Annotated in this window: 3 protein-coding genes, 1 rRNA gene and 1 pseudogene; 3 read left to right on the top strand and 2 right to left on the bottom strand. The window is 68.5% G+C overall.

The features are described from left to right. Nucleotides 1-99 (top strand): 5S ribosomal RNA (rrf, locus tag AC1RS9_RS14375); the annotation flags it as partial. Between the two features lie 66 nt (nt 100-165). On the opposite strand, the gene AC1RS9_RS14380 is transcribed toward rrf, so the two are convergent. Continuing rightward, entirely contained in the window at nt 166-684 is a 519-nt protein-coding gene (locus AC1RS9_RS14380) for a type 1 periplasmic-binding domain-containing protein (protein WP_492921958.1), read from the bottom strand. A gap of 421 nt (nt 685-1,105) precedes the next feature. On the opposite strand from AC1RS9_RS14380, the gene AC1RS9_RS14385 reads away from it, so the two are divergent. Further along, nucleotides 1,106-2,911: a long-chain-acyl-CoA synthetase gene (locus AC1RS9_RS14385; RefSeq protein ID WP_492921960.1), complete on the top strand. Its 1,806-nt coding sequence runs from the start codon at nt 1,106-1,108 to the stop codon at nt 2,909-2,911. Between the two features lie 143 nt (nt 2,912-3,054). Here AC1RS9_RS14385 and AC1RS9_RS14390 read toward each other — a convergent pair. Beyond that, nucleotides 3,055-3,871, bottom strand: a pseudogene (locus tag AC1RS9_RS14390) (LysE family transporter). On the opposite strand from AC1RS9_RS14390, the gene istA reads away from it, so the two are divergent. Beyond that, a partial coding sequence (gene istA / locus AC1RS9_RS14395) for an IS21 family transposase (RefSeq protein WP_492921962.1) occupies nt 3,840-4,602 on the top strand: 763 nt, incomplete at its 3' end. The pseudogene AC1RS9_RS14390 and the gene istA sit on opposite strands and share 32 nt — an antisense overlap.

Here is a 4,602-nt window from a genome sequence, read left to right on the forward strand (position 1 = left end):
TGGGAAACGCCCGGTCACATTCCGAACCCGGAAGCTAAGCCCTTCAGCGCCGATGGTACTGCACTCGGTAGGGTGTGAGAGAGTAGGACACCGCCGGACTTCTTCTAAGACGTGATGGTCTTGAACAGCTCCCCCGAAAGACTGGGGTTGAGTAGTTCAAGACCATCACGCATTTCTACGTCCACCACAAACACCCTGACCCCCGCCGCCCCTGCGAATGCTTGTACGGGTGCGGATGGACACGTACATGACGTTGCCCACTCCCTCGGGGACTGGGCATCGATCGGTAGAGAGGGTCAGGCGCCGGCCTGCGCGGCCATCGAGGTGCCTTCGATGAGCGCGAAGGTGTGGGTACGTGACGTCGGGAAATACGTCGAGGAAGCCCTCGGTGCGTGCGGTCGCCTCGGGGTTGGCCGTCGGCGTCGTGTCGCCCTCACCGCGGCTCGCACCCTGCGGCATCTCGACGAGCGCGACGTCGCGGTGGCCGAGGTCGTACAGGTATGTGGCCAGGGTGCGCAGCGCGGCGCGTTCCATCGTCAGCTGCAGGACACCGTCGATCGCGGGGTAACCCGTGCCGGCGAGCGGGATGCGGCGATGGCGCAGGTGGTCCAGCACCGCCGCCGAGACATGCCCGCCGAGCGGGAAGACGACGGCGTCGCGGGGGATGCCGGACATGCGTCGCACGACCTCGTGCTCATCGCTACCCTACGCCAGGATGAGCAGGATGCCGCTCGAGTTCTGGCCCAGGTGCTGCGCGAGACCGTCGAGCACGCTGACGGCGAACGGGTCACTGAACGAGTTGAGCAGTCGCCCCTCGGCGAAGACACCGACGATGCCGGAGCGTCCCTGTCGCAGGGACGAGGCGAGCGGGGGTCGGGGCTGCCGGAATCGAGATCCTCGGCGGCCTCGAGGACGCGCTCATGCGTCGCGTCGGCTTCGCATCGTCCACCACGGCCGGGGGGATGGCAATTCTGTGCAGGCACCCATCGATGTGGGACGGGCTGAGCGGTATCCGTCACGTGGTTACTGAAGCGTAGGTAGGGTTGGGGGATCGCGGCGCGGACCGCGACACCGGAGCTGACGACGGCCGAAGGAGACCACAGCGATGACGACCTCACGGACCCGGGTGACGCTGCTCGACGTGGCGCGCGGGGCGCTGACGATGACGCCCGACATCCCCCACGTCGCCAAGCATCTGCCGTCCTTACTGCTGCGTCGATCGGGCCGCGCCATGTCGATCGGCTCGGTATTCGAAGGGCTCGCCGAGCGGCACCCGCAGCGTCCGTTCGTCGTGGCCGACGAGGGGCGCCTCACCTACGCAGAGGCCAACGAGCGTGTCAACCGGCTCGCGTGGGTGCTCAAGGACGCTGGGGTGCGTCACGGGGACGTCGTCGGGCTGATGTCGCACAACTCGATCGACATGCTGCTCGTGATGCTCGCGACCGTGAAGCTCGGCGCCGTCAGCGGGCTGCTCAACTACAACCAGCAGGGCGATGTGCTCGCCCACAGCCTCGGAGTACTCGACGCCCGCGTCATCGTCGCCGAGCCGTCGTTGCTCGAGGCGATGACGACGTGCCTCGCGGGGGAGGGCTCAGCGAACACCGCACCGTCGTCGGATACCGGGCGCCACGCGGACGTCGTCGGGCTCGACGAGCTCGTCGCACAGGCGACGAACGCGCCTACGGCGGCGGCGCAGAACCCGCCCGAATGCGCGCAGGTGCGCGGCAGCGACAAGGCGTACTACATCTTCACCTCCGGCACGACGGGCATGCCGAAGGCCTCCATCATGAGCCACCATCGGTGGCTGCAGTCGTACTCGGGCCTCGGCGGGCTGGGCGTGCGGCTGCGCGAGGGCGACACTCTCTACTGCTGCCTGCCGCTGTACCACAACAACGCCGTGACGGTCGCGCTCGGAGCCGTGCTCAACGGCGGCGCGTGCTTCGCCATCGCGCGCAAGTTCTCCGTCTCCAACTTCTGGGACGACGTCATCCGCTTCGACGCGACGTCGTTCGTCTACATCGGCGAACTGTGCCGCTATCTGCTCGGCCAGCCGCAGCGGGACGTTGACCGGGCGCACCGCATCCGCGTCATCGTCGGCAACGGCCTGCGGACCGACATCTGGGCCGAGTTCCAGGAGCGCTTCGGCATCGCGCGCATCGCCGAGTTCTACGGGGCGAGCGAGTGCAACATCGCGTTCATCAACGCCTACAACATCTCCGAGACGGCCGGCACGTGCCCACTGCCGCACAAGGTCGTCGCCTACGACCCGGAGACGGGCGGCGCGGTGCGCGACGGGAACGGGCGGCTGCGTCAGGTCAAGGTCGGCGAGGCGGGCCTGCTGCTCGCCAAGGTGACGAAGGCCCAGCCGTTCGACGGGTACACCGACGACGACGCCACCGAGAAGAAGCTGCTGCGCGACGGTTTCAAGGACGGCGACTGCTGGTTCATCACCGGCGACCTCGTGCGCCGGCAGGGGCTCAACCACGTGGCGTTCGTCGATCGGCTCGGCGACACGTTCCGGTGGAAGGGCGAGAACGTCGCGACGACGGAGGTCGAGGCGGCCCTCGAGCGGCTGCCGTTCGTCGAGGACTGCGTCGTCTACGGCGTCGAGGTGCCCGGCTGCGACGGGCGAGCCGGCATGGCCGCCGTCGTGCTGCGCGAGGGCGAGCCCTTCGACGCCATGGCGGCCGTCGCGCTCAACGAACGCCTGCCGAAGTACGCGGTGCCACTGTTCGTGCGCGAGGTCGATTCGCTCGAGCACACCTCGACGTTCAAGTCGCGCAAGGTCGAACTGCGCGACGCCGGGTTCGCCGGCGTGGGTGACGACCGCGTGTGGGTGCTGATGCGTGACGGCTACGTGCCCTTCTACGGGAGCTACCCCGAAGACGTCGCAGCAGCGCGTCAGCCGTGAGGGGTTGAGCTTCGCCGTCGGCCGGCCATGTGGTCGTGCGTCAGCTGTGAGGGGTGGAGCTTCGCGTCAGCCGGCCATGTGGTCGCGCGGCAGCTGTGAGGGGTGGAGCGTCGCGTCGGCGTGGTGGTTCAGCGTGTCGGGCGTCAGAACGATGCGGTGGCGAGCTTGACGGCGAACAGGCAGAAGGCCGTCCCCGCGGCGAGGTGTGCGCCGGCGACGACGCGCGGGCGTCCTGCGACGCGGTGGCCGAGCCGCGAACTGATGGCGATGACGGCCGCGAGGTAGATGAGGCTGATGATCTGCATGATGACGGCGAGCACCCCGAAGTTGACCCACAGGTGCGGATCGCCCGGCGTCACGAACTGCACGAAGAACGCGGCGAAGAACAGGATCGACTTGGGGTTGAGCATGCCCGTCACGATCGAGCGGCTGAACGGGGACGCCGCGATGCCGGCGTCATCGGGGGCCGCGCCTGTGTCGATGGGGTTGAGCGAGTCGTCCGTGGCGTCGGCGCGCGTCAGCGCTCGATGTTCGCGCAGCAACTGCACCCCTCGGCGCAGCAGACCGAACCCGAGATAGACGAGGTAGGCGCCGCCGACGAGCGTCAGCGCGCGGAAGAACAGCGACCCGCCCGTCAGCAGCGTGCCCGCCGGCGACGGCCGCGATCATGAGGATGCTGTCGCTGATGAACACACCGGCGGCGGCCTGCCAGCCGGCGCGTCGCGATACCTGCGCGGCGCTCGTCGCGACGAACAGCGAGTTCGGCCCGGGCAGCAGGATTGGTTGTGACAGCTTGGTCTGGCCCCGTTGTGACGGCTTGATCTGGCCCCGCGTGCGACTTGCCGGGGTGTTGACGGTCTGAACTGGCCCCACCCCTTCACGCTGGTCCCCATCACTGGGAACCAGTCGCGAGGGCAAGGGAGCCAAGATGGGGTCACGAGTGCAGCTGTACGCCGACATCCGCTACGACGCGCGAGTCGATGGCCTGTCCATCCGCGAGCTCGCCCGCAAGCACGGAGTCCACCGCCGCACCGTCCGCCAGGCCCTCGCCGCTGCCGAACCCCCACCCCGCAAGAAACCGGTCCGCACGGCACCGCGCCTGGATCCGTACAAGCCGGCGATCGACGAGATGCTCACCTATGACCTGACCGCGCCGCGCAAGCAGCGCCATACCGCGACCAGGATCCTGGCCCGGCTGCGCGACGAGCACGGCGCCACCGACCTGTCCTACTCCACGGTGCGGGACTACGTGCGGGTCCGGCGCGCGCAGATCGATCTGGAGGCCGGGCGCCGGGTGGAGGCGATGGTGCCGCAGGACCACGCCCCCGGCGCGGAGGCCGAGGTCGACTTCGGCGAGGTCTACGTCATCCTCGACGGCGTCAAGACCAAGTGCCACATGTTCGTCTACCGCCTGTCCCACTCGGGCAAGGCCATCCACCGCGTCTACCCGACCGGCGGGCAGGAAGCCTTCCTCGAGGGACACATCGAGGCCTTCCACGCCCTGAGCGGCATCCCCACCCGACACATCCGCTACGACAACCTCACCTCCGCCCTCGTGCAGGTCATCCACGGCGGCGACCGGCTACGCGACGAGAACGAACGCTGGGTGCTGTTCCGCTCCCACTACGGCTTCGACGCGTTCTACTGCCAGCCAGGCATCGACGGCGCCCACGAGAAAGGTGGCGTCGAGG

The organism is Dermacoccus sp. MPR-E5 (genome assembly GCF_058809565.1).